The organism is Pigmentiphaga soli, from assembly GCF_039541095.1.
Lineage (GTDB): Bacteria > Pseudomonadota > Gammaproteobacteria > Burkholderiales > Burkholderiaceae_B > Pigmentiphaga > Pigmentiphaga soli.
Window position 1 is genome coordinate 35,005 of record NZ_BAABFO010000023.1, and the last position, 24,124, is coordinate 59,128.

The window sequence follows — 24,124 nt, forward strand, 5'->3', positions numbered from 1 at the left end:
CAGGGATACAAATGACCGCTGCCACTGATGCACGACCCGGCCTTGCCAACGCCTTGGCAAGGCGCATCTGCGAAATGTCTTATGCAACTTTGCCGGAGGAAACCCGCTACTGGGCCCGGGCCGGGATCCTGGATACGATCGGCGTAACCGTGGCAGGCAGCCGGGAAGCGGCGCCGCGCCTGGCTGCCGAAGCCCTGGATCTGCATGACGGGCCGGCGCTGATTCTGGGTAGGCGGCGGCGCGTCGACCTGCTCGAAGCCGCCGTCGTGAACGGAACGGCTTCGCACGTCCTGGACTTCGACGACTCCAGCAACACCATGGGAGGCCATCCGTCCGCCATATTGACGGGCGCGCTGCTGCCCCTTGCCGACATGCTGGGCAGCCCCGGCAGCGATGTGGTGGCCGCATACGTGGCAGGTTTCGAAGTGCAATCGAAGATAGGACTGGGCGTCAATTTCCACCACTACAGCAAGGGATGGCATCCCACTTCCACCCTGGGCGCGTTCGGCGCCGCGGCGGCTGCGTCCAGGCTGATGGGACTGGACGAGGCGGAGACGGCCGTCGCGCTGGCCATTGCGGCAAGCTTCGCCTCGGGCCTGAAAGCGAATTTCGGAACCATGACCAAGCCTTTGCACGTCGGGCATTGCGTCCGCAACGGCCTGTACGCGGCGCGGCTGGCCGCCAAGGGCTTCACGGCCAATGCCGGGTCGGTCTTCGAGCACGGACAGGGATTCCTGGACGTGTTCAACGGCAAGAGCAACTACGACATGGCGCCCACGCTGTCGACCTGGGCCCGTCCGTACGATCTCACGTCGCCAGGCATCGCGGTCAAGCAATACCCGTGCTGTGGCAGCACGCATCCGGCCATCGATGCGACGCTCGCGATTTTCCGGGCCCACCGCCCCGACCCCGCCCGCATCGCCCGCATCGACGCGGCCATCCATGCGCGCCGCCTGACGCACGTGAACCGGCCGCATCCGCAGAGTCCGCTCGACGCCAAGTTCAGCGTCCAGTACGTGATTTCCAGGGCGATCGCCGATGGCCGGGTGGCGGTGGGCGATTTCCACGATGGGGCGCTGGAAGACGACAGGATCCGCGCCTTGCTGCCGAAGGTCCATATGAGCGCCTACAACGAAACCGGGGTGGGCGATTTCAGCGCCGACAATCACTTCGGCGGCCATGTCACGATCACCATGGAAGACGGCAGCAAGCTGTCGGCCAGGGTGGAGCAGCCGGAAGGCCGGACCACGGCCAACCCGATGCCGCAGAGCCGGCTGCGCGCCAAGTTCGCGCTTTGTGTCGAGGGTTTGTTGCAAGACGACCGCATCGGACCCATCGCCGACATGGTGGAGCACCTCGAAGCATTGCCGGATATGGGCGAGCTGACGGAGACGATCCGCAACGCCACCCTGAGCGATTAGCCGGTACGACGTCATGACAGATCGAACAACGGAGTGCCGGCTGCTGTCGGCAAGCAGCCTGCTCGGCTACGGGTTTCCCGAGTCCTCGCTCAAGTCGGCCATGGAGCGCAAGCCTCACTTCATCGGCGTGGATGGCGGCAGCACCGATCCCGGGCCGCATTACCTGGGAACGGGGCTGCCCCTGAATTCGCGTGCGTCGATGAAGCGCGACCTGCGGCTGATGCTGCTGGCGGCCATCGATGCGGGAATCCCGCTGGTCATAGGAAGCTGTGGCGGGTCGGGCGCCGAACCCCAACTGCAGCTGGTCGCGCAGCTCGCAAGGGAAGTGGCGCGCGAACACGACTTGCGCTTCCGGATGGCATTGATCCATGCGGAACAATCGAAGGAAGATCTCGAGGCCTGGGCCGCCGAAGGCAGGATTTCCGGGCTGCGCAACGTGCCGCCGCTGACCCGCGACGTCATCGGACGGACCTCCCGCGTGGTCGGCATGATGGGAGCCGAGCCTTTCATGAAGGCGCTCGCGGACGGCGCGCAGGTGATCCTGGCGGGGCGGGCCAGCGATGCGGCCTCGTGGGCCGCATGCGCCATGCATGCCGGCCTGCCGCCGGCGCCCGCATGGTACTCGGGCAAGATGCTGGAATGCGGCACGGCATCGGCAACGCCCAAGGGCCACGATTGCATGATCGCCTCGGTGCGGGAAGACTGCGTCGAACTCGAACCGTCCAATCCGGCAAGGCGCTGCACGCCGCTCTCGGTTGCGACGCATGCGCTGCACGAGAACGCCAGCCCGACGATTCACGAAGAGCCCGGCGGCATTCTCGACGCCGGCGGCTGTTCATTCGACGCGGTCGGCGACAGGGCCGTGCGCGTGTCCGGCATGCGCTGGGTGGAGCGGCCCTACGACCTGAAGCTGGAAGGAGCGGAGCGGATCGGCTATCGGGCCATCGTCGTCTGCGGAACGCGCGACCCGATTCTGATCGGCAGGATCGACTGGTATCTGGATGAGGTTCGCGCCGACGTCGCCAACCGGGCCAGGGATTTCGGCGTGCCGCCGGAAGCCTACCAATTGGCTTTCCGGGTCTATGGCCGCAATGGCGTCATGGGCGCGGGCGAGCCGATCGCGGTTACGCAGTCCCATGAACTCGGCATCGTCGTCGAGGTCGTGGCGCGGAACGCGGAAGAGGCCCTCGCCGTGTCTGCCGTCGCCAGGGTCGTCATCGCCAAGGTGGACTTCCCCGGCAGGCTGTGCAAAAGCGGAAACATGGCGTTCCCCTTTTCTCCCGCCGAGATTCCGGTCGGCGAGGCCTACCGGTTCTCGGTCTTCCACGTGCTCAGGCAGGAAGATCCGCTGGCGCTTTTTCCCATCGAGTACGAGGAGGTGCGGGGATGAGGCTCAAGGATGTGGCGAAGGTCGTCAAAAGCAAGAATGCCGGCCCGTTCGAGATAACGCTGGACATCATTCTTCCTGACGCGCAGGCGTTCGATCTGGTCGAGGCGAGCGGCGTCTTCGACAGCGCGCTGTTCGCCCGATTGTATGGGTTCGACGAGAGCGAAATACTGTTTTCGGCCTATCGCCCGGCCTTGGCGTTCAAGGCCACCATCCCGCGTCGCATAGCGTCGGGAGACATCGGCGATACCGACGTTTACGGCGCCCAGCAGCACGCGCCGCTTCTCGACGTGGAAATTCCCTGGAGCGGGAGCAAGACATGAGGAATCGGCATTCGTCCATCGCGTGGTTCGGCCTGGCCGTGCTGGCGCTGTCGTGGAGCCCGGCTTGCCTGTCGCAGGCGTATCCGGGCCGGCCATTGAAACTCGTCGTTCCATTCGAGGCCGGCGGCGGTACCGACATCCTCGCGCGGCAAATCGCAAGCGCGCTCGGAGAGCGGCTCAGGCAAAGCGTGATCGTGGAGAACCGCGGCGGCGCGGGCGCCATTCTCGGCACCGAGGCGGTGGCGAAGGCCGAGCCCGACGGCTATACGCTGCTGCTCGGCCAGATCGGTCCGCTGGCCATCAATCCGTCTCTTTACGCGAAGCTTCCGTACGACCCCATCCGGGACTTCGAGCCGGTCATCCTGCTGGGAGCCCAGCCGCTCGTTCTGGTCGTCAATCCGGAAGTTCGCGCCGGCAGCGTGTCCGAATTGGTGGCGCTTGCCAAGGCGCAGCCGAACCGGCTGAATTTCTCGTCGGCCGGCGAGGGCAGCATGGGGCACCTGGCGGGCGAGCTGTTCAAGCTGCTGACGGGCGCCCCGATCGTGCACATCCCATACAAGAGCGGCGCCCCCGCCGTGCACGACGTGATGGGCGGCCACGTGCAGATGACTTTCAACGTGGTGCCCGGCGTGTCGGCCGGCATCAAGTCCGGAAAGCTCAGACCGATCGCCGCCAGCGGTCCGGTCGACACGCTGCCGGGCGTGCCCACCATGAGCGCCGCGGGGGTGCCGGAATTCGACGCGGTTTCATGGTTCGGGATTCTTTTGCCCGCAAAGACGCCGGCCTCCATCGCCGAGCGCCTGAACCGGGAGCTCAATGCCGTCATCGACAGCCCCGGGATCCGCGAGCTGATGTCCAGGCAGGACGTGCGGATGCTCGGCGGCTCGCCCGCGGCATTCACGGCCTATCTGAAAAAGGAAACGGACCGATGGGCGCGGGTGATCAGGAATGCCGGCGTGCAGGCGGCTCAATGACCGGGCCTTTCGAGTGTGTCATGCCTAGCCGGCGCATGGAGCGCCGGTTTCGGCGCCGGCCACGTCATATGTTGGAGAAGAGTAGATGATCGAAGTCAGGCGAACCCCCATCACCGGCCCGTCGGTATGGAATGGCAAGGATCTGGAATCCCGAGATGACTGGGTCGTTTCCTGGACGCAGCGGGAGATCGCGGAGATCGACGCGGCGCTGCGCAGCACCCAGGCGCGAGGCATCCCCACCTTCGAAATCAGGAAGGAAGACTTCCCGATTCCGTCGTTCGCGGCCCGGGCGCCGGCGCTGTCGGAAGAGATCGAGAATGGCCGCGGATTCATCGTCATGCGCGGCTTTCCGGTCGGCCGGTACACGAAGGACGAGGCCGAGGCGATTTTCTGGGGCATCGGCACGCAACTGGGCGAGGCCGTGTCGCAAAACGCGCGGGGCGAACTGATCTCCCATGTGACCGACAAGGGGCTCAGGTTCGGCGCAGCGGAAGTGCGTGGCTACGAGACCCAGTCCGACCTCTTTTTCCACAACGACCATGGCGATGTGGTGGGCCTGCTATGCCTGCATACCGCCAAGGAAGGGGGACGCAGCAAGCTGGTCAGCAGCGCGGCGATCTATAACGACATCCTCGAGCATCATCCCGAATACATCGACGAACTGTGCCGCGGCTATTTCTACCACATGCGCGGAGAAAACCAGCCGGGGGCGCCGCAGGTGACGGAGCATCGCGTGCCGGTGTTCAGCTGGTACCAGGGCAGGCTGTCGTCCCGGCTGGCGAAGAATGCCATCGTATTGGGCGAGGCCCAGATGGGGCATCCGCTGTCGGAGCGGGAACGGGCGCCCCTGGACTATATCGACGAGGCCTGCGAGCGGCTGTGCGTAAGCATGTGGCTGAACCAGGGCGACATGCAATTCGTGAGCAACTATTCCGTCTTGCACGCGCGCACGCAGTTCGTCGATTTCGACGAACCGGAGAAAAAACGGCATTTGCTGCGTCTGTGGCTGAATCTTTCCATTTCCCGCCCGCTGACGTACGAGTTCGCGACCCGGTACGGTCCGGGGACGGCCCGGCGCGGCGTGCCGCCGGTCGTGGTCGCGGCCTGACCCTAGGCCCGCACGTCCATCGCCGTGCGTATGCCGTCGCTGACGAAGTTGAAGCACATGCTGGTCAGGAAGATGCAGGCGCCCGGCAGCGTGGCGATCAGGGGCTGGCTGTAGATCGCCGTGCGCAGGCTGCTCAGCATCAGCCCCCATTCCGGGTCCGGCGGCTTCACGCCCAGGCCCAGGAACGACAGCCCGGAGGCCACGATCATCGACACCCCCACCAGCCCGGTCGCGTAGACGAACACCGGGCCGAGCACGTTCGGCAGCACGTGGGTGAAGATGATCGACAAGGGCCCGGCGCCCGTGCTGCGCGCGGCCTGCACGTACTCGAGGTTGCGCACCCCGGTGGTGACGCTCTCGGCCACCCGGATGATGGGCGGAATGAACACGAAGGTGAGCGAAAGAATGACGTTGAGGATGCCGGCGCCGATCATGCCGCTGACCGAAACGGCCAGCAGCACCGAGGGAAAGGCGTAGAACACGTCGGTAAGGCGCATGATCGCCATGTTGATCCGGCCGCCGGCGAAGCCGGCCACCACCCCCACGATGCCGCCGATCACGAACGCCATCAGGACTGGCGAAATGCCGATCAGCCAGGAATAGCGGCCGCCGTACATCAGCCGGGTCAGCATGTCGCGTCCCAGTTCGTCGGTGCCGAGCAGATGGCCGGCGGTGCCGACGGGCCGCAGGCGCAGCATGGCGCGGCCCGCATTCGGCTCGTAGGGCGCGATCCAGGGCGCCAGGACGAGGATCAGGAAAATGGCGAGCAGGATCGCGCCGCAGACCAGCGTGGTCTTGTCGCGCAGCAGGCGCCGGCCGACCCCGCGCCAGTAGGTGTTCTCCGCTTCCCGCACGCTTGCCGGGCCGGCCGCGGCGAGGGCGGCGTCTTTCGAGATGGCGGTCATGTGCGGCTGATCCTGGGGTCGATGGCAGTCTGGACCAGGTCCACTGCCAGGTTGAGGACGACGAAGAACAGCGCCAGGACGAGCGTGGCCGCCTGGAGCGTGGGGAAATCGCGCTGGAAGATCGCGTCGTTGAGCATCGAGCCGGTGCCGGGCCAGGCGAACACCGTCTCGACCAGGATGGAGCCGCCCATCAGGTTGGCCAGCTGCAGGCCCATGACGGCGATCACGGTGGGCGCCGCGTTCAGGAATACGTGCCTGACGATGCCCGTCCAGCGCAGCCCCTTGCCGCGCAGGGTGGTGATGTAATCCTGGCTCATGATGTCGCTGACCAGGCCGCGCACCGTGCGGGTGACCAGGCCGGCGGGGATGACGCACAGCGTGACCGCGGGCAGGATCAGGAACTGGATGTGGGCCCAGTCCCACGCCCATGCGCCGGAGGCGCCGGGCCCGGCCCCCATGGCGGGCAGCAGGTGCAGCACCACCGAGAAGATGATGACCAGGACCATGCCCAGCCAGTAGTGCGGAATCGATACCCCGGCGACCGCCGAGCCGAGCAGCACCCGGTCGATCCAGGTGCCGCGGTACACGCCCGCGATGCCGCCCAGCACGCTGCCCAGCACGAAGCCGAGCAGGCCGCCGGCGACGGCCAGGATCAGGGTATTGCCGCTGGCCGCGATCAGGTCCGGCAGGATCGGCCTGCCGCGCGTGATCGACATGCCGAAATCTCCCTGTACCACATGTTCGAGCCAGAGCCCGAACTGCACCGGCAGCGAGCGGTCGAGGCCGTAGTCGGTGCGGACCTGCGGCACCACCTCGGGCGGCGTGTCGGGCGGCACCATGGCCGCGACCGGGTCGCCCGGCGCCAGGTGGATCAGCAGGAAGCAGACCAGGCTGACCGCCAGGGCGATCGGGATCATGTAGAGAATGCGGCGTGCGATATAAGACAGCATCGATCCTGTTCCTTCGGGCGGGATGTCTGAATGCGGCGCGCTTGCGCGGTCAGGCCGTCTCCGTGACCCGGACGCAGCGCACCTTGCGGCCCGGCGCCGGATAACGGAAGGCCGGCACCCCCGCGCGGCAGTCCTCGCCGGCCTGCGGGCAGCGCGGGGCGAAGGCGCAGCCCGTCATGGGCAGGCGCAGGTCGGGCGGCGCGCCGGGAATGGTGGTCAGCCGCGCGCCGCGGTTGCCCGGCTGCACGGTGGCGCCCAGCAAGCCCCGCGCATAGGGATGCAAGGGGTCGGCCAGCAGCGACGAGACGCTGCCCTGTTCGACGATGCGGCCGGCGTACATGACGGCGACGCGGTCGGCGATCTCGCCGGCCACGCCCAGGTCGTGGGTGACGAACACCACGCCCATGCCCAGTTCCTTCTGCAGCCGGCGCAAGAGCAGCAGGACCTGGATCTGCACCGTGGCGTCGAGCGCCGTGGTCGGCTCGTCGGCCAGCAGCAGCCTGGGGCGGCACGATATCGCCATGGCGATCATGGCGCGCTGGCGCAGGCCTCCCGACAGTTCGTGCGGATAGGCGTCCAGCCGCATCCTGGCCGACGGAATCTGCACCAGGTCGAGCAGGTCGAGCGCGCGCCGCCGCGCTTCGGCCTTCGATACGCCTTCGTGCCTGACGATGGTTTCCACGATCTGCTGGCCGATCGTGAACACCGGGTCGAGCGCCGTCATCGGCTCCTGGAAAATCATCGATACCACCTTGCCGCGCAGGGCGGGCAGCTTCGATTCCGGCAGCGCCATCATGTCGTGGCCGGCCACGGCCAGCTCGCCGCGCATCACCGTCTTCGATTTCGGGTTCAGGCGCATCAGCGCGCGCAGCGTCACCGATTTCCCGGATCCGCTTTCGCCCAGGATGCACAGCACCTCTCCCTGGTCCAGGTCGAGATCGATGCCGTTGACCGCCGCGATGGTGGCCTCGCGCGACACGAAGCTCACGTGCAGGCCGCGCGCCCGGATCAGTGGCTTATGTCGTGGTGTGCCCTCCTGTCGCTGCGCGACATCCTCCCCGAGGGAGGGAACGCGCCCTTCGGGCGGCCGCGCGGGCGCGTTCATGCGGCCTCCATGACGTCGCTGTCGGCGAAGCCGCTGCCGGGCGCGGCGGCGTGGCAGGCGGCCTGGCGGGCCTGGCCGATGCCGAGCAGGGCGGGCGCGGCCGTTGCGCACAGGCCGCGGGCGATCGGACAGCGCGTGTGGAATCTGCAGCCGGAGGGCGGCTCGATCGGATTGGGCGGGTCGCCCTTGAGGGGCGGCTCGGTGCGGCGCCGGGCCGGGTCCATGGACGGCCGGCTGTTCATCAGCGCCTGGGTGTAGGGATGGGCGGGCGCGGAGAAGATGGCGTCGACCGGGCCGATCTCCACCACCTTGCCCAGGTACATCACCAGCACGCGATCGGCCACGTGCTGCACCACGTTGAGGTCGTGGCTGATGAACAGATAGGTCAGCCCGAACTGCTCTTTGAGGTCCACGAGCAGGTTCAGCACCTGCGCCTCCACCGATTTGTCGAGCGCCGAGACGGGCTCGTCCAGGATGATCAGCCGCGGCCGCAGCGCCAGCGCGCGGGCGATGTTGACGCGCTGCCGCTGGCCGCCCGACAGCTCGTGCGGAAAGCGGCGCGCGTACTGCCTGGGCGCCAGGCCGACCGCCGACAGCAGGTCGCGCGCCCGCTCCGATGCCTCGCGGCGGCCGACGCCGTGGACCAGCGGCCCGTAGGCGATCGATTCCTCGATGGTGAGCCGCGGGTTCAGCGAGGAATAGCTGTCCTGGAACACCATCTGCACCTGCCGGCGGTAGTCGCGCAGGCTGATTCCCCTGTGGCTGCCCACCGGATCGCCGTCGAAGATGATCTCGCCGGCGGTGGGCGCCACCAGCGCCATGATCAGGCGCGAGACGGTCGACTTGCCGCAGCCCGACTCGCCCACGATGCCCAGGGTCTCGTGCTTGCGCACGCTCAGGTCCACGCCGTCGACCGCGCGGACGAGCTTGCGTCCGCCGGCGAGCATGGACCCGACCGGGAAATGCTTCACCAGGCCTTTGGCGATCAGCAGCGGCTGCGCCGGGCCGCCGCGTTCCGGTTCGGATTCCTGCAGATCCATGCTCACCTCCGTATGCAACCAGTCGACCGTGTCCGCCCGCCGCTTCAGGCCAGCGGCCCGAAGGAGGGCGGCATCACGCGCCGCTTCGACGCCTCTTCGTAGGCCGACGCGATGTCGAGGATAAGGTCTTCCTTGCCCGGTTCGGCGCGGAAAACCAGCGAGAACGGCATGCCCGGCGCCGGCACCGGCGTCGGCGCGGTGGGTGGCTCGGGCACGTAGCGGGTGCCGTCGGCGTTCAGCTTGAACGTATAGTCGTACACCTCGGTAACGTAGCCGGCCGGGATCAGGATTTCGGTCAGGCCGGCGTTCGGGCCGTAGGCCGACTCGTTGCGCGGCGCCCCCATGAAGCCCGGATACGGCGCGCCGCCGATCTTGCCCGGCGGATAGGGCGTATGCAGCCGGACCAGCCCGTCCAGATGGTTCTCCAGGATGACCATCATGTCGACGCGCCGCAGCAGTTCGCGCAGCATCAGGCGTTCGGTCACGCCCTGCCGCTCGTCCAGCGGGTTGCGCATGTCGATGACTTCCTCCCAGTTCTTGAACGCGGCCCGATGGTCGTCGCCCCAGAACTTCGAGCGCGCGTTGAGGGTGGGGAAGTCGACCAGCGTTTCGTCGAAGCCCAGTTTCTTCCAGTCTTCTGCGCGGCGGCTGAGGTACTGCGGGATGTGGAAGCGGAACGCCATCGAATCGGCCTGGTGCTGGACCGTGATGATGTCCAGGTTGGCGGGCGGCGCGATGCGGCCCTCCGCCATCTCGACCATGTAGTCGATGGGATTCATGGTGCCGCTGCCGAAGAACTTGCCGGGCTGGAATTCGGTGCGCCTGATCGCCGCCGCGAATTCCGGAAACACCGGTTCGCCGCCGGGCGTCAGCCGGTACAGGATGTCCGGCATGAAGACCGGGACCAGCCGCGCCAGCGCCTTGCTGAAATCGACCGTCATCGCCTCGACTTCCGGATCCGGCGTCCAGTGCCTGTAGGACGATTCGACCAGCGTGGCGCCGAGCTGCTTGCCGAGCACTTCCTTGATCTCGCGGACGGCGGCGGTGGTGATCGGCCGGCCCGCAACGTCATCGGGCAGGCAGTACATGGATTCGCGCACGATCCCGATGCGCTTGCCCTTGAGCGACTTCGACTTGTAGACGTGGCTGGCGTAGGGCGTGCTCAGCGACGACGAGCGCGGCACGGTGGTGAACGGGTCGCGCGGGTCGTAATAGCCCTCGACCGGGTCCTTCAGCGCGTCGAGCACCTTGGCGGCGTCGCCGATCTTGCGGGCATGGATGCCGGTGCGGTCGTTGTGGATGTCGGCGCCGATGGCCCCGCCGTCGAAGCCGATCATCGCCTTGTGCGGCAGGATCAGCGCCACCGAGTTGTGGTTGGCCGGCCCGCGGGTGGAGGCGCGCGTTTCCTCGCCCAGCCCGATCATGCACAGATTGGCGCTGACCGACAGCGCCGAGCCGGAACTGGAGCCGAGCGAGGCCGAGCGCGTCGTGTCGTAGGGGTTGGACGGGTTGCCGCCCCAGCTGGTGCGCTGGTAGCCCAGCGTGGAAACCAGCACTTTCTCCGGCTTGTGGCGTCCGCCCGGGTCGCCGGCGCGGCCGTTGTATTCCGTGCTGACGGACTTGGCGAAGATGATGGCGCCTTTCTTGCGCAGCTGGTCGACCAGGATGTGGTCGCGCGCCGGCACGTCGATGTCGTAGGCCGCGTCGGCGCCGCCCATCGAGTGCATGTCTTTCGTGTCGAACGGATCCTTGAAGGAGAAGACGACGCCGTACATGGGCATCTTCTCCAGGTCGGGCTCGGTGCCGTATTCGGCGTCGAGCTCGGCGGCGCGTTCCAGCGCATCGGGCAGGTGGCGGAAGAACTCGCACACCGGCGGCGCGCCCGGCGGCAGCGGGCCGAGGGAGGGATGGCGGTCGAAGTCGCCCTTGCATACGGTGGAGCGTTCGCCGCGGATGTTGAGGGTCGACAGCGCGTTCACCTGGCCGGCGTTCGGGATGCCCACGATCATGCCGTACTGCTGCATCACGGCCGGATCGGACGCCGTGGCTTCCATGCGGCCGAATTCGAGCGGCGTGCCCCGGTAGCGGTCGTAGTCCGGCACGTAGTCGCGCACGGACAGGGTGTCGGTCGGAAACTTCAGCGGGGCGCCGGCGCGCACCGTGCCGGCCGCTGCGGGAACCGGCTTGCCGTCTTCCGTCACCAGCATGCTGGAGACGCCGTTGAACGCCTTGCAGCGGTCGATGTACCGCTGCACGATCTGGACGACGGTGATCTCGCCGCGTCTGATCGCGGCGTGCATGTCGTCGATCGTCGCTTCTTCGAGCCGGAAGGGTTGGGCTGCCCCGGCCTGGCTCGCCGCGGCTTTCTCATTCACGTGCATGTCGTTCATGGTTTCTTTCCTGTTCGCGGCGCGTGCGGCCGCTGCTCGGCCAATCAATATCCGTTCCGCCGAATGCGGGTCGCCCGGGGGTGGCTCGACGACTGACGGTAGGGCTATCGTGTCGCATGACTTTATTTTCTGTCAAGCTACTTTCCAAACCATCCGAAGGCTTGGAAAAACCGGGCTAGGTTGGTGCGGCGGCTGCACCAGATGAGGACCACGCCGGCACCGATATTGTGCGGGCCAAACGTGTTTTCGCCATTGGTGAATCGATCGCTTGATTCGAACGGATTTAATTATTAATCAAGGTACTTGACAGAAATGCCATCTCCATCGGATCGTGTGGCTGCAAGCAGTGGCTTCATCACGCCCCGCGTCAGGGGCTTCCGGAAACGCTGATCCAGACGCGCAGGCGTGCTGGGCAAAGGGAGAGAACACATGGGAACGATCACACGTCGCAATGCGTTGAAAGCGGTCGGCGCCGGCGCCGCGCTGCTTGCGGCGTCAGGACCGCGCGGCGTATTCGCGCAGGGCGCCGGCGGGGGCACGCTGCGGATCGCGATGACCACGACCGACGTGCCGCTGACCAACGGCATGCCCGACAACGGCAGCGAGGGCGGGCGCTTCGCGGGCTATCCGATCTTCGATGCGCTGGTCCTGTGGGATTTCGCCAACACCAAGACGCCGCCCGACCTCGTGCCGGGGCTGGCCACCGAATGGCACATCGATCCCGCCGACAACAAGCGATGGCTTTTCACGATCCGCAAGGGCGTCACCTTCCATGACGGCTCGCCGCTGAGCGTCGACGACATCGTGTGGAACTTCGATCGCCAGCTGAACCGCAACGCGCCGCACTACGACAAGCTGGCGCCGACCTACGCCGGCGCCTACGCGGCCATCATCGCCGGCTACGAGAAAGTGTCCGACACGCAGTTCGCCATCCGCACCAAGACGGTGTTCAGCCTGCTGCCCTATCACCTGTCGCGCCTGTTCATCGTCAGTCCGCGGCAATACGAGAAACTGGGCCGGGATTGGCTGGCGTTCCGTTCGAACCCCTCGGGCACCGGGCCGTTCAAGGTGGCCAAGGTCACGCCCCACGTCGCCATCGAACTGGTGCCCAATCCGGACTACTGGGATCCCAAGCACCGTTCCAGGCTCGACCGTCTGGTGCTCAGGCCGATCGCCGATTCGAATACGCGGGTGGCGGCCTTGCGCTCGGGCCAGGTCGACTGGATCGAGTTCCCCGACCCCGACTCGATCCCGGCGCTCAAGAGCGCGGGCTTCAACGTCATCACCAAGCCTTATCTGCACCTGTGGTCGTTCGTGCTCAACTGCGCCGATCCCGGTCCGCTGCAGGACGTGCGGGTGCGGCGCGCCCTGAACTACGGGCTGGACCGCGAAAGCATGGTGGGCCTGCTCAACGGCACGGCGACGCCAGCGGTCGGGCTCTACGACCAGAACTACAAGCTGTTCGGCAAGCCGACGCAGATCTACGGCTACGACCCCGACAAGGCCAAGGCCATGCTTGCCGAGGCGGGCTACGGCCCCGGCAAGAAGCCCATCACGCTGAAGACCCTGATTCCCACGGCGGGCTCGGGCAATATGGTGCCGGTGCCCATGGGGCAGTTCGTGCAGCAAAGCCTGGAGGAACTCAACGTCAAGGTCGACCTGGTGGTGGCCGACTGGGGATCGGTGCTGACGGCCATGCGCCAGGTGCCGGGCGTGAACGGCGCCGAACGCTACGACGTGATCTGCCACGGCCAGCCGTTCGGCGATCCCACGCAGTTCTACACCAATTGCTTCACCCGCGAAAAAGGCGGCACGAGCAACTGGGGGCGCTACAGCAATCCCGAGGTCGACCAGCTTCTGACCGAAGCCCTGTCCGCGTTCGACCAGGCCGGCCAGGACGCCAAGCTGGCGGCGGCGCATGCGCTGGTGGTGGACGACGCGCCGAACATCTTCGGCGTGCACGACCTAAACCCGCGCGCCCTCAGCCCCAAGGTGAAAGGCTTCGTCCAGGCCCAGAGCTGGTACCAGGACTTCACCCAGGTGACGGTGTAGCCAATAACTCCTCCTTTCAGCCCTCTAGCGTCATCGCCCCGCCCCAACGGGCGCCCCTCCAGGGCACAGCGGATCCGGCTCCGCCGGTCCGCCAGTGCCGCCCCTGGGGGGCGCGCGAAGCGCGTAGGGGGGCCTCACCCCGCCAGGGTTTTGACTTTGCGCAAGTCGGGGAAAAGGCGTAGCCACATGGCTACCACCACCAGCGTGCTGACGCCGCCGATGACGCCGGAGGCGACCGGGCCGACGAAGCCGGCCAGGGTGCCGGAGTAGAACTCGCCGAGCTGGTTGGATGTGCCGACGAAGAGCGAGTTGACGGCGTTGACACGGCCGCGCATTTCGTCCGGCGTCAGCAGCTGGACCAGCGTGATGCGCACCACCATGCTGATGGTATCGGCTGCGCCAAGCACGGCCAGGGCGATGATGGACAGCACGATATTGGTGGACAGCGCGAAGACGATCGTCGCCAGCCCGAACACGGCCACCGCCCCGAGCATTTTCAGGCCGATGGCGGTCTTCAGCGGCACGCGGGTGATGAACAGCGACATCAGCACCGCGCCGACCGACGAGGCCGACCGCAGCAGGCCGAGCGCCCACGGCCCCGCCTGCAGGATGTCGCGCGCGAAGATCGGCAGCAGGGCGGTGGTGCCGCCCAGCAGCACCGCGAACAGGTCGAGCGAGATCACGCCCAGCATGACCGGCCGGTCGAAGATGAACGAAACGCCGGCGAAGGCCGAGCCGAGCGTGACCGGCCCCCGGTTGTTGCCGCCGCGCACCGTCTTGATCGACTTGACGCAAACGCTGGCCAGCACGAACAGCACCGCCGCCAGGACGAACGGCGCCAGCGGATTGATGCCGTAGACCACGCCGCCGACCGCCGGGCCGACGATGGTGGCGGTCTGCGTCAGCGCCGTGGTGACCGACAGCGCCTGCTGCAGCGCCGAGGGCGGCACGATGCTCGGGACCAGCGATTGCATGGTGGGCTGTTCGAACGACTGCGCGGCGCCCAGGATGACCACGGCAAGAAAAATCATGGGCACGCCCAGCGTGCCGGACCAGATACTCCAGCTGAGGCCGATCGCGACGATGGCCTTGACGATCTGCGCGGCCAGGGCGATGCGCCGCCGGTCGAAGCGGTCGGCGACCTGGCCCACCACCAGGGTCAGGACCACCATGGGCAGGAACTGGCAGAGCCCGATCAGGCCCAGGTAGAACGCGCTGTGGGTCTTGTCGTAGACCAGCCACCCCAGCGAGATCGCGATGCCCTGGGAGGCGATCGCGGACAGCACGCGCGAGATCGCGAAGGAAACGTAATTCTCGCGCCAGGGGACGGCGCCGGCGGACGTTTCATCGGCCGGGCCCTCGGCGGGCGCGGCGGCGGCATCGGATTTCATCGACAACGGGGCTCCTGTTCTGACCGAGACCCCGATGCTCGCGATGAACAGGAGGACGCGATGGGCGGCGCAACCGCTCCGCGCAGCCGCGGAAAGCGGTTACTCAAGTGACTTTATTGAGCGTCAATAATATACCGACAATGCGCGGCGCGGCGCATTTCCCATCGTCCTTCGCGTATTCGTGCCCCGGCCGCTACAGCGACGGCGGGGTGTTCACCTTCAGCATGCGGGCCATCTTGTCGCCCCTGTTGTAATAGCCGTGGGGCAGGGAGGACGGGAAGAAGATCAGGTCGCCCTGGCGGACCACATAGCTCTTGCCGTCGACCGTGACCTCGACCTCGCCTTCGATGATGTAGCCCAGTTCCTCGCCGGCGTGGCTGACCGTCCCGCCGCTGCGCCCGCCCGGCGGGATGCTGTGCATCAGCGCCTGCAGCAGGCCGTTGCGGTCGACCGGCACGATGCGTTCGAACCGCGCGCCGCCGTCCGGCGAGTCGGGGTCGGCGACGCTGTGGGCGCGCCGGTCGGCGTGGAATACATGCACCGGGCCGGAAAGGTCGTTTTCCTCGGAATACAGCTCGGCGATGCTCGTTCCCAGGGCGTGGGCCAGGCGGTGCAGGAAGACGATGGACGAGGTCAGCTTGTCGTTTTCTAGCTTCGACAGCATGCTTTCCGAACAGTCGACGATGTCGGCCAGTTCCTTCAATGTGTAGCCCTGCAGCCGCCGTGCGTGCTTGAGCTTGGAGCCGATGCGCAGCGGCTCGTGCGCCGCTTCGGCGGCCTCCGCGCGGGCCGGCGTCCTGGCGGGAGGTTTCCTGGCGGTCCTGGCTTTGGTCTTGCCGTTGTCCGGCTTCTTTTTTTCGGTCTGCAGCTTGGTCATGGCTTTCCTGGATTCCCACCGGCCGCGCCGGCTCCCCTTGTCGCCGGGCGGCCGCCGGGTGGCGAAATTCTGATTCGTGCTTGTAAAGCGACTTGATAGAAAGTCAAATTGTATGCCATGTCAGGGATCCACCACCGTCGCCCCCTGCCAGGCGCCATTGACCACCAGCGACCGCGCCACGCTGCTCAGCACCACCCGCGCGGCCACCGCGGCCGGCGACAGTTCGTCGTCCGCCAGGCTGGCCAGCAGGCTGGTGCGCACGATGCGCGGCTTGTTGATCTTGAGCACGGCCAGCCCCGGGTCGTTCAGGCCGGCGATGGCCGAGCCGGGCTGGATCGACGCCCCCACGCCGGCGCGCACCGCTTTGAGCAGGATGGACAGGCCGTCGATTTCGGCGGCGATGTGGGGCGTGGCGCCGATCTTGCGCATCGCGTCGAAGATCAGCGTGTGCAGCGTGTGGGTGACGCTGGGCACGAGCAGCGGCAGGCGCTCGATCTGCTGCAGCTCGATCTGGGTGCCGCCGGGCATGCCCGGCAGGTCCGCCCGGCCGATGAGGAACAATTGTTCCCTCAGCACCGGAACCGCGCTCAGGCGGCGCGCGGCTTCCTCGTCGAACACCATGGCAAGGTCGATCCGGCGCGTGGTCAGCAAGGACAGCAGCTGCGCCGACAAGCCTTCGATGATGTGCAGCCGGATGGCGGGGTAGCGTTCGCGCATGGCGAGCATGAACGGCACCGACAGCATCGCCCCCGTGGTCTGCGCCAGGCCGACGCTGACGCTGCCCGACAGCCTGGCCTGCTGCGCCAGCGTGGAGGCGTTCTCCACCTGCCGCAGGATCAGCTGGGCCTGGCGGAAGAAAGCCAGGCCCGATTCGGTGGGCGTGACGCCGGTGGCGCGGCGCTGCAGCAAACGGGTGGACAGTTCGCTTTCCAGGCTGCTGATCTGCTGGCTGAGCGTGGACGTGGAGGTGCCCAGCTCGGCCGCCGCGCGGCCCATGCCGCCGCTTTCCACCACTTTCACGAAGTACCGCAGTTGACGCAGCTCCATCGTTCTTCCTTGTGCGAGGCGTGCCCCGGCTGCGGGACGGCCGTTCATTTTTCTTGAACACCCCTTGGTTTCGGGCGTCTGGTCCCGGCGCCGCGCCGGACGTACAGTTCTCAATTGTCGAGAACGATAGGTGCCGGCGGTTTCCGATGCCGCCGGTGGACAATTGTATGAAAGGAGCGGCGGGAACGACGATGACCCAGCAGAATACGACGCCGGCCGGCGAAACGTGGGACGAGACCGTGGTGCGGGTCTTGAAGGCCAACCAGGTGAAACTGATCACCTACGTGCCCGACAAGGTATTGGCGCCGCTGATCCGGCGCATCGAGGCCGACGGCTACTTCACCGTGGTGACCCCGGCGCGCGAGGAAGAGGCGGTCGGCCTGGTGGCCGGCGCCTACATGGCAGGCCTGCGCGGCATCGTGCTGATGCAGACCAGCGGCTTCGCCACGCTGCCCAACGTGCTGGCCTCGCTGGCGCTGCCTTACCAGATCCCGATCCCGATGATGATTTCCGAACGCGGCACGATCGGCGATTTCCAGCTCGGCCAGGTCATGGTGTGCCGCACGATGCGGCCGATCCTGAACGCGATGAATATCGAGAACTTCGGCATCGAGCGGCAGGAAGACGTCGAGTTCGTGGTCGACCGGATGCTCAAGCAAGCCTTCGCCACCCAGGCCTCGGCCGCGATGATCCTGTCGCCCTTGCTTACGAACCGCGGGAGAGCGTGATGACGACCACCAAGATCGACACCGGCCGCGCGGCGGCCAAGGTAATGAACCGTTCCGTGCTGACCCGCCTGCTGGTGGAAAAGCTGAGCGACCAGGCCGTGATCGGCGGCATCGGCCATTCCAATTTCGACCTGTGGGCCGCCGGCCAGCGGCCGCAGAACTTCTACATGCTCGGCAGCATGGGCCTGGCGGCGCCGATCGCGCTGGGCGTGGCGATGGCCCAGCCCAAGCGCGGCGTGTTCGCGCTGGAAGGCGATGGTTCGCTGCTGATGGAACTCGGCGCGCTCGGCACCGTGGCGTCGGTCGGCGCGCGCAACCTGACCATCGTCGTGTGGGACAACGAGTCCTACCAGATCACCGGCGCGCAGCCCACGCTGACCTCGCGCGGCGTCGACCTGGTGGCGATCGCGCGCGGCGCCGGGCTGGAACAGGCGTACTGGGCGGCCGACGAAACGCATTTCGGCGAGCTGGTCGACCGCGCGCTGAAGCAGGAAGGGCCGCTGTTCATCGGCGTGCGGGCCGACAGCAAGCCGCCGGCCGGCGTGACCGAGCGCGACCCGGCCAAGATCCGCAACCGTTTCATGGAAGCCATCAAGCCGGCCGTGGCGGAGCAGCGGCCATGAAGGGCCGCCTGCTGATCGGCGGCAAGTGGGTCGACGGCGTTTCTTCCGAAACGCTGAAAGACAAATACCGCGGCGAGCCCTACGGCGAAATGGCCGTGGCCTCGCCCGAGCAGGTCACGCAGGCGGTCGACGGCGCGGTGCGCGGCGCGGCCAGCGTGCTGCCGCCGTACAAGCGCTACCGCGTGCTGCTCGAGGCCTCGCGCGTGATCGCCAGCCGCGCGCCGCAGCTGGTGGACCTGCTGCGCGACGAAGCCGGCTTCACCCGCGCCGACGGCGACAACGAAGTGGCGCGCTGCGTGCAGACGCTGGAGCTGTCGGCCGAAGAGGCCAAGCGGCTGCACGGCGAGATCGCGCCGCTGCAGGCCGGCGACGGCGTGGCCAACCGCATGGGCTTCACGATGCGCTTCCCGCGCGGCGTGGTGTGCGCCATCACGCCGTTCAATTCGCCGCTGAACGTGGTGGCGCACAAGGTCGGCCCGGCGCTGGCCGGCGGCAACGCGGTGGTGGTCAAGCCGTCCGACATCACGCCGCTGGGCGCGGTGGCGCTGTGCGAAGCGCTGCTCGACGCCGGCCTGCCGCCGGAACTGCTGACGCTGGTGCACGGCGACGGCAACGCCATCGGCCCGCAGTTGCTTGCCGACCAGCGCATCGCGTTCTACGCCTTCACCGGCAGCACCCGCGTGGGCCGGCTGATCCAGCAGGCCGCCGGCCTGCGCAAGACCCAGCTGGAGCTGGGCAGCATCGCCGGCAGCATCGTCTGCCACGACGCCGACGTCGATCGCGCGATCCCGCGCATCCTCAACGCGGCGTTCCGCAAGGCCGGCCAGGTCTGCACCTCGACCCAGCTGCTGTACGTGGACCGCCGCATTGCCGCCGAATTCACCGAGAAGGTGCTGGCCGCCGCCAAGGCGATGACGTATGGCGATCCGTCCGACCCGGCCACCATCATCGGCCCGATGATCAGCGAGCACCACGCGCGCCGCGCGCAGGCCTGGGTCGAAGAGGCGGTGGCCGGCGGTGCCCGGCTGCTGCTGGGCGGGCAGCGCGAAGGCAGCGTGATGGCGCCCACCGTGCTGGCCGGCATCCGGCGCGACATGCGCGTGGCCTGCGAGGAAATCTTCGGGCCGGTGGTGTCGATCGTGGAATTCGACCGCCTGCAGGACGCCATCGACCAGGCCAATTCGACGCCGTTCGGCCTGTCGGTGGGGCTGTTCACGTCGAACCTGCACGCCGCCTTCCAGGCCGCCCAGGCGCTGCGCTTCGGCGGCGTCCACATCAACGAGGCCTCCAGCGCCCGGGTCGACGCCATGCCGTTCGGTGGCGTCAAGGACAGCGGCTTCGGCTGGGAAGGCCCCGGCTACGCGATCCGCGAAATGACCGAGGAGAGGCTGATCACCATCAGTCATTAGGCCCCCCTACGCGCTTCGCGCGTCCCCCAGGGGCCGGATCCGCCGCATCCCGGGTGCGAGCCGCGACATGGGGCGGGTGTCTATAAGTTGTAGGAAGTATTGTGAAAATCAACAAGATATACGCCGAGGTGGTCGGCGTTCCCGAGACGCATAATCTGGCCGGACTGGCGGTGGAGCCGCCCACCGTCCGCAATTTCATCGTGGTGCACGTGATCACGGACGATGGCGTGGAAGGGTTGGGGCTGACTTTTCATTTCTACGCCAATCCGCTCACCAAGGCGCTGCACAGCGCCATCGAGGAACTGGGCGCGCTGCTGGCGGGGTTCGATCCGCTGCAGGTCGAGGCGGTGCACGCCCGCCTGCACGCGGCGGCGTGGGGCGCGGGGCCGGGCGGGATTTTCGCGCTGGCGCTGTCGGCCATCGACATCGCCCTGTGGGACATCCGCGGCAAGGTCGAGGGCCAGCCGCTGTGGAAGCTGCTGGGCGGGCTGCGCGGCCGCGCACCCACCTATGCCAGCGGCACCGTGCGCCGCGAGCTCAGCGATGCCGACGCCGTGCGCTGCGTGCAGGCCCTGGCCGAGCAGGGCTTCCCGGCCGTCAAGATCCAGACCGCGCTGGCCGCGCCCACCTCGCCCGAGCGCGAGGTGGCGCGCGTGCGGCTGCTGCGGCGCGAGCTGGACCCGGCCGTGGCGATGATGGTCGATTCCAACCAGGGCTGGCGCCCCGAACAGGCGATCGACATCTGCCGCCGCCTGGAAGACGTCGGCATGGCCTGGGTCGAAGACGCCATCGCGCACGACGACTTCGCCGGCCTGGCGCGCCTCGCCGCCGCCCTGTCGACGCCGGTGGCGGGCGGCGAATACCTGTGGGGCATCGCGCCGTTCGCGCAGATGATCGCCGCCCACAGCGTCGACATCCTGATCGTCGACCTGTTCCGCGTGGGCGGCGTCACGCAGTGGCTGAAGGTGGCCGGCATGGCCCAGGCCTTCAACCTGCCGGTGGCCAGCCACGTGGTCCCCGAAATCGCCGGCCACCTCGTGGCCGCGCGTCCCAACGGCCTGACCATCGAGTACGTGACCTGGAGCCTGCCGCTGTTCGAGGAAACCCCGCGCCTGGAAAACGGCGAGCTGGTGCTGTCCGACCGGCCGGGCCTGGGGCTGACGCTCGATCGCGCCTTCATCGACAGGCACAAGCTGTCGTAGCGCCGCCCGCATCGCTTTCCGGCGCGCCGCCGGCGCGGCGCGTCGTCACAAGATCGCTGTCACACAATCATTGAGGAGAAGTCCATGACCATCGATATCCGACGGCGCGATACCCTGCGCCTGCTCGCCGCCGCCGGCATGCTGCCGGCCGTCGGCCGGGCCCAGCCGGCCTATCCCGACAGGCCCGTCACCATCATCGTCCCGTACACCGCCGGCGGCGGCGTCGACACCATCATCCGCCTGCTGTCGCAGCCGCTGGGCGAACGCCTGGGCCAGACCATCGTGGTCGACAACCGCGCGGGCGTGTCGGGCATCGTCGGCGCTCAGGTGGTGTCGCGCGCCCGTCCCGACGGCTACATGCTGCTGGCCGGCAATACCACGGTCAATTCGATCAACCCGCTGTTGATGAAGAATCCCGGCTACCAGCCGCAGAAGGACTTCGCGCCGATCGCGCTGCTGGGCACCTTCCCGACGGTGCTGGTGGTGCCGACCGACAGCCCGTTCCGCGACGTCAAGGACCTGATCGCCAAGCTGCGCGCCGCGCCCGCCGGCAAGTACAGCTACGGCAGCAGCGGCATCGGCAGCGCGCATTTCCTGGCCGCCCAGCTGTTCCAGAGCGCGACCGGCACCCAGATGCTGCACGTGCCGTACAAGGGCAGCCCGCAGGTGATGACCGACCTGATGGGCGGCCAGATCGACATGGCCTTCGAAGTGGCGCAAGTGGCCGGCCCGCTGGTCAAGAGCGGCCGCCTGCGCGCGCTGGGCGTGACCGGGCTTCAGCCGATCCCGCTCTTGCCCGAGGTCAAGCCGATCGCCGAACTGGGCCTGCCCGGTTTCGAAATGCAGACCTGGCACGCGATGTACGCGCCCGCCGGGACCCCGCCCGACATCGTTGCCCGCCTGGCGCGCGATACCAGCGCGGTGGTCAAGCTGCCCGACATCAGCAAGCGCATGATCGAAATGGGCGTGCTGCCCGACGGCCGTACCGGGCCGGAACTGGTCAAGTTCCTGAACGACGATTCGGCGCGCTGGACCAAGGTGATCCACGACGCCGGGATCGAGCCGCAATAAACCGCGGCGAGGCCGCCGATGTCATGCTGATATGATACCGGCGGCCCTCCTCCAGGCATGGCCCTGATCGGCGGCCCGATACACCCGACCAAAAAACATCATCGGAGCCGTCATGAAGCATGCGTCGCGCCTGCTGTTGCAAGTTTTCCTGCTCATCGGCCTTGCCGCCGCGCTCTATGGATGCGGCGGCGATTCGTCGGACGAGCCCGATTCGCCGCCGCCGCCCGACGTCGTGGCGCTGGCGTCGGTGCAGGCGGACTCCAACAGCCCGACCACGCCGCCGGCCACCGTCGTCGCCACTTTCAACACCAAGGTGGTTTCCCTGGCGCCGGAATTTTTCCGGGTGAGCGGAAGCTGCACCGCGCTGCCGACGGGCACGCCGTCCATCGGCGCCGACGGCAAGATCGTTACCGTCGAGATTGCCGGAGGCGATTGCGCGGCAGGGCAGACCTTGACGCTGACGCTGGACCCGGAAGGCGCCACCTTCGATACGGCGGTGAGCCAGAAAGGCGCGGTCTGGACCCGCAGCTACACCATCGAGGGCACTTCGCAGAGCGTGGGCGGCAACGTGACCGGCCTGACCGGCACCCTGGTGCTGCAGAACAACGGCGGCGACGCGCAGACGATCTCCGGCGACGGCCAGTTCGTCTTCCCCACGCTGGTCGACGAAGGCAGTCCGTACGCGGTGACCGTGCAGACGCAGCCCGCCGGCCAGACCTGCACCGTCAGCCATGGCGCCGGCACGATGGGCAATACGGCGGTGCAGGACGTCGCGGTGGTCTGCTCCGCCAATGTCCATGCGCTGCGCGGCACGGTTTCCGGGCTCGCCGGGCAGCTCGTATTGCAGAACAACGGCGTGGACGACCTCTCCGTGGCTGCCGACGGCCCGTTCACCTTCGCCGCGCCCGTCGCCGAGGGCGGCCCCTATAACGTCACCGTGCGGACGCAGCCCGCCACGCAGACCTGCACGGTCAGCAACGGATCGGGCACGATGGGCGGCGCGGACGTGCAGAACGTCGCGGTCACCTGCTCGACCAACGCCCATACGGTGGGCGGCACGGTGTCCGGGCTCGTGGGCCAGGTGGCGCTGCAGAACAATGGCCGGGACAATCTCGGTGTCGGGGCCAACGGTCCTTTCACGTTCGCGACGCCGGTCGCCCAGGGCGGAACCTATAACGTCACGGTGTTGACGCAGCCGGCCACGCAGACCTGCACCGTCACCAACGGGTCCGGCATCATGGGGGGCGCCAATGTCACGAACGTCGATGTCAATTGCTCCAACAACAGCACCACGCTGTCCGTGAGCGCCACCGGCACGATCCCCGTCAATGGCGGGACAGGCACCATCACCGTGACCAATACCGGGACCACGTATACGGCCTACAACGTTGCCGCGTCGCTTCCCAGCGGCTGGACGGCCGCGACGCAGGACACCAGCAATTGCATCGCGATCCCGCCCAACGGTTCCTGCACGCTATCGTTTACTTCGACCAAGCCCTACGTGGCCCAGGCGGGTATCCCGGTAAGCGGCGACAACGTCAGCTCGACGGCCACGACGGCCCTCGCGTTCTCCATCGACGGCAACCTGGTCTTCGCCGTGCCGTCGCCTTCCACGGCCATGGTCGTAACCAGTGTGGACGTTTCCGTGAGCACGCCGTGGGGGGGATTCGGGACACAGACAAGCGCCAGCAGCCTCGACGATGGCATGTCGAATACCAATGCCATCGTCGCCACGCTCGGCACCGGGTCCAGTTACGCTGCCCGGTCTTGCCAGGATCTGGTGGCCGGCGCAGTTCCGCCGGGAACGTGGTCGCTGCCTGGAATCTGCCAATTGGCCGGCGCGGGGGCAGGCGCGGGTTGTGCCTCGGGAACCGCCAACATCGACGAAAACCTGGCGCAGCTCGGCTTCGGGGGCTTCGGGAGCGTCGGGGGCGTCGGAAGCTCGCTCTATTGGAGCTCCACGGAATTTTCAGCCAGTCCGCAAACCACGGCCTGGGCGGTGAACTTCGCCACGAATGCAGCCACGCAGGTCGGTGTGACGAAGCAAAATGCAATCGCTACCCGTTGCGTGCGGTCGATCCCGTACTGAAGCCGGACGTCCGCCGGCGTCCCGGCCCGGCA

At 67.5% G+C, this 24,124-nt stretch carries 20 protein-coding genes; 12 read left to right on the forward strand and 8 right to left on the reverse strand.

Annotated features, from left to right (window positions below):
* Nucleotides 1-11: 11 nt before the first annotated feature.
* The 5 genes from ABD927_RS19400 to ABD927_RS19420 all read left to right on the forward strand — a co-directional run bounded on the left by ABD927_RS19400 (nt 12) and on the right by ABD927_RS19420 (nt 5,213).
* Entirely contained in the window at nt 12-1,421 is a 1,410-nt protein-coding gene (locus tag ABD927_RS19400; RefSeq protein WP_345251501.1) for an MmgE/PrpD family protein, read from the forward strand.
* A 100-nt stretch (nt 1,422-1,521) separates the two neighbouring features.
* Entirely contained in the window at nt 1,522-2,811 is a 1,290-nt protein-coding gene (locus ABD927_RS19405; protein WP_345251502.1) for an acyclic terpene utilization AtuA family protein, read from the forward strand.
* Nucleotides 2,808-3,131 (forward strand): DUF4387 domain-containing protein, encoded by a 324-nt coding sequence (locus ABD927_RS19410; RefSeq protein WP_345251503.1) that lies wholly within the window; start codon nt 2,808-2,810, stop codon nt 3,129-3,131. The genes ABD927_RS19405 and ABD927_RS19410 overlap by 4 nt, the downstream gene beginning before the upstream one ends.
* Before the next feature lie 38 nt (nt 3,132-3,169).
* Nucleotides 3,170-4,105 carry a Bug family tripartite tricarboxylate transporter substrate binding protein gene (locus ABD927_RS19415; protein ID WP_345251504.1) on the forward strand — a complete coding sequence of 312 codons (936 nt, stop codon included), beginning with the start codon at nt 3,170-3,172 and terminating at the stop codon, nt 4,103-4,105.
* Nucleotides 4,106-4,190: 85 nt separating this feature from the next.
* Nucleotides 4,191-5,213, forward strand: coding sequence for a TauD/TfdA family dioxygenase (locus tag ABD927_RS19420; protein ID WP_345251505.1), 1,023 nt, complete (start codon nt 4,191-4,193; stop codon nt 5,211-5,213).
* A gap of 2 nt (nt 5,214-5,215) precedes the next feature.
* Here ABD927_RS19420 and ABD927_RS19425 read toward each other — a convergent pair whose 3' ends face one another.
* The 5 genes from ABD927_RS19425 to ABD927_RS19445 all read right to left on the reverse strand — a co-directional run bounded on the left by ABD927_RS19425 (nt 5,216) and on the right by ABD927_RS19445 (nt 11,603).
* On the reverse strand, nt 5,216-6,118 hold the full coding sequence (locus tag ABD927_RS19425; protein ID WP_345251506.1) for an ABC transporter permease: 903 nt from the start codon (nt 6,116-6,118) through the stop codon (nt 5,216-5,218).
* Nucleotides 6,115-7,068, reverse strand: coding sequence for an ABC transporter permease (locus tag ABD927_RS19430; RefSeq protein ID WP_345251507.1), 954 nt, complete (start codon nt 7,066-7,068; stop codon nt 6,115-6,117). Before ABD927_RS19430 ends, ABD927_RS19425 begins: the two co-directional genes overlap by 4 nt.
* Nucleotides 7,069-7,117: 49 nt before the next feature.
* Nucleotides 7,118-8,056: an ABC transporter ATP-binding protein gene (locus ABD927_RS19435; protein ID WP_345251508.1), complete on the reverse strand. Its 939-nt coding sequence runs from the start codon at nt 8,054-8,056 to the stop codon at nt 7,118-7,120.
* A gap of 113 nt (nt 8,057-8,169) precedes the next feature.
* Complete coding sequence (locus tag ABD927_RS19440; protein WP_345251509.1) at nt 8,170-9,213, reverse strand: ABC transporter ATP-binding protein; 1,044 nt, start codon at nt 9,211-9,213, stop codon at nt 8,170-8,172.
* 44 nt (nt 9,214-9,257) lie between these two features.
* Nucleotides 9,258-11,603: an amidase family protein gene (locus ABD927_RS19445; RefSeq protein WP_345251510.1), complete on the reverse strand. Its 2,346-nt coding sequence runs from the start codon at nt 11,601-11,603 to the stop codon at nt 9,258-9,260.
* Nucleotides 11,604-12,032: 429 nt separating this feature from the next.
* Between ABD927_RS19445 and ABD927_RS19450 the strand changes: the two genes are divergently transcribed.
* Nucleotides 12,033-13,655 carry an ABC transporter substrate-binding protein gene (locus ABD927_RS19450; protein WP_345251511.1) on the forward strand — a complete coding sequence of 541 codons (1,623 nt, stop codon included), beginning with the start codon at nt 12,033-12,035 and terminating at the stop codon, nt 13,653-13,655.
* Nucleotides 13,656-13,789: 134 nt separating this feature from the next.
* Here ABD927_RS19450 and ABD927_RS19455 read toward each other — a convergent pair whose 3' ends face one another.
* The 3 genes from ABD927_RS19455 to ABD927_RS19465 all read right to left on the reverse strand — a co-directional run bounded on the left by ABD927_RS19455 (nt 13,790) and on the right by ABD927_RS19465 (nt 16,970).
* Nucleotides 13,790-15,046: an MFS transporter gene (locus ABD927_RS19455; protein ID WP_345251512.1), complete on the reverse strand. Its 1,257-nt coding sequence runs from the start codon at nt 15,044-15,046 to the stop codon at nt 13,790-13,792.
* A 193-nt stretch (nt 15,047-15,239) separates the two neighbouring features.
* On the reverse strand, nt 15,240-15,923 hold the full coding sequence (locus ABD927_RS19460; RefSeq protein ID WP_345251513.1) for a cupin domain-containing protein: 684 nt from the start codon (nt 15,921-15,923) through the stop codon (nt 15,240-15,242).
* A 120-nt stretch (nt 15,924-16,043) separates the two neighbouring features.
* Entirely contained in the window at nt 16,044-16,970 is a 927-nt protein-coding gene (locus ABD927_RS19465) for a LysR substrate-binding domain-containing protein (RefSeq protein ID WP_345251514.1), read from the reverse strand.
* A gap of 191 nt (nt 16,971-17,161) precedes the next feature.
* Here ABD927_RS19465 and ABD927_RS19470 point away from each other — a divergent pair, with 191 nt between their 5' ends.
* The 6 genes from ABD927_RS19470 (at nt 17,162) to ABD927_RS19495 (ending at nt 24,092) form a co-directional block, all read left to right on the forward strand.
* Nucleotides 17,162-17,698: a decarboxylase gene (locus ABD927_RS19470; protein WP_345251515.1), complete on the forward strand. Its 537-nt coding sequence runs from the start codon at nt 17,162-17,164 to the stop codon at nt 17,696-17,698.
* Nucleotides 17,698-18,321 (forward strand): thiamine pyrophosphate-dependent enzyme, encoded by a 624-nt coding sequence (locus ABD927_RS19475; protein WP_345251516.1) that lies wholly within the window; start codon nt 17,698-17,700, stop codon nt 18,319-18,321. The genes ABD927_RS19470 and ABD927_RS19475 overlap by 1 nt, the downstream gene beginning before the upstream one ends.
* Nucleotides 18,318-19,730 (forward strand): aldehyde dehydrogenase family protein, encoded by a 1,413-nt coding sequence (locus tag ABD927_RS19480; RefSeq protein ID WP_345251517.1) that lies wholly within the window; start codon nt 18,318-18,320, stop codon nt 19,728-19,730. Before ABD927_RS19475 ends, ABD927_RS19480 begins: the two co-directional genes overlap by 4 nt.
* 101 nt (nt 19,731-19,831) lie before the next feature.
* A complete protein-coding gene (locus tag ABD927_RS19485; protein ID WP_345251518.1) occupies nt 19,832-20,932 on the forward strand; it encodes a mandelate racemase/muconate lactonizing enzyme family protein in 1,101 nt (366 codons plus the stop codon).
* 84 nt (nt 20,933-21,016) lie between these two features.
* Complete coding sequence (locus ABD927_RS19490; protein ID WP_345251519.1) at nt 21,017-22,003, forward strand: Bug family tripartite tricarboxylate transporter substrate binding protein; 987 nt, start codon at nt 21,017-21,019, stop codon at nt 22,001-22,003.
* A 112-nt stretch (nt 22,004-22,115) separates the two neighbouring features.
* A complete protein-coding gene (locus ABD927_RS19495) occupies nt 22,116-24,092 on the forward strand; it encodes a hypothetical protein (RefSeq protein ID WP_345251520.1) in 1,977 nt (658 codons plus the stop codon).
* Nucleotides 24,093-24,124: the final 32 nt, after the last annotated feature.